The sequence below is a fragment of the Streptomyces caeni genome (genome assembly GCF_042678285.1).
In the GTDB taxonomy this organism is placed as follows: Bacteria; Actinomycetota; Actinomycetes; order Streptomycetales; family Streptomycetaceae; genus Streptomyces; species Streptomyces caeni.
Window position 1 is genome coordinate 1 of the sequence record NZ_JBHUDX010000092.1, and the last position, 897, is coordinate 897.

At 77.4% G+C, this 897-nt stretch carries 1 protein-coding gene and 1 pseudogene (1 of these 2 only partly in view); both read left to right on the forward strand.

The features are described 5' to 3' along the window. Positions 1 to 277, forward strand: a pseudogene (locus ACFSL4_RS30205) (hypothetical protein); the annotation flags it as partial. Positions 278 to 375: 98 nt separating this feature from the next. Further along, positions 376 to 897, forward strand: the start of a protein-coding gene (locus ACFSL4_RS30210; RefSeq protein WP_381089856.1) for an aminotransferase class I/II-fold pyridoxal phosphate-dependent enzyme. 735 nt of this gene lie beyond the right edge of the window; 522 of the gene's 1257 nt are visible here — the first part of the coding sequence; the start codon lies at positions 376 to 378; its stop codon lies off the right edge, out of view.

The following is an 897-nucleotide window of genomic DNA, read 5'->3' on the forward strand; positions in this document are numbered from 1 at the left end:
TGGAGGCCAGGGCGAGCAGCCGGGACAGCAGAAGAGCCAGGGGCAGGGGCAGGGGAAGAGCGAGGGCCAGAAGCAGGGGAAGGGGAAGGGGAAGGAGGGCGGGCAGGGCAAGGGGGAGCTGCCGCCCGTGGGGGCCCAGCACGGGGTGCACGCGGGGGAGGGCGGTTCCTTCAACGTATCCGTGCCCGCGCTCGTCGCGGGAGGCGTGCTGATCGTGGGCGCGCTCGGTGCCGCGCTCCACCGGCTCTTCGCGAGGGGGCCCTCCGGCACCGGCTGACACCGTGACGACCGGGGCCACCCGCCGGACGCCCATGGCGGGGCGCGGTCCTGGGTACTCGGACGGCCACGGCACCCACGGACTGCTGCGGAGGCACCATGCTGCGGACGGATCCGGAAGGGCACGGCCCGGTCCGCTACGGTCCGACCCTTCCCGGCCACGGACTGCCCCTCCTGCCGGGTCTGTCCGTCACGCTGGCCGAGGCCGCGGACCGCGACGGAGCCGACCCCTGCGGCGGCGCGCCCGCGCTGCTCGACGCCGCCTGCGGGTACTTCGGCCGACGCGGACTGCCCTGCAGGCCCGGCGCGGTCACCGCGGCCCCCGGCGCCGGCGCGCTGCTCGTCGCGGTCACCGCCGCACTCGGCGGCGACGTGCTCGTCCCCCGGCCGTGCGCCGCCTGGTGGGCGCCCCAGGTCCGCGCGCTCGGCCGGTCCGTGTTCCACGTCGCGACACCGGCGGAGTGCGGCGGCGTCCCCGACCCGTACGCGCTGCTGGAGACCGTCCGCAGGATTCGCGCCGAGGGCGGCGAGCCGCGTCTGCTCGTGCTGTCGGTCGCCGACGACCCCACCGCCACCGTCGCGCCGCCCGAACTGGTGCACGAGACCGTCGAGGCGGCGGCC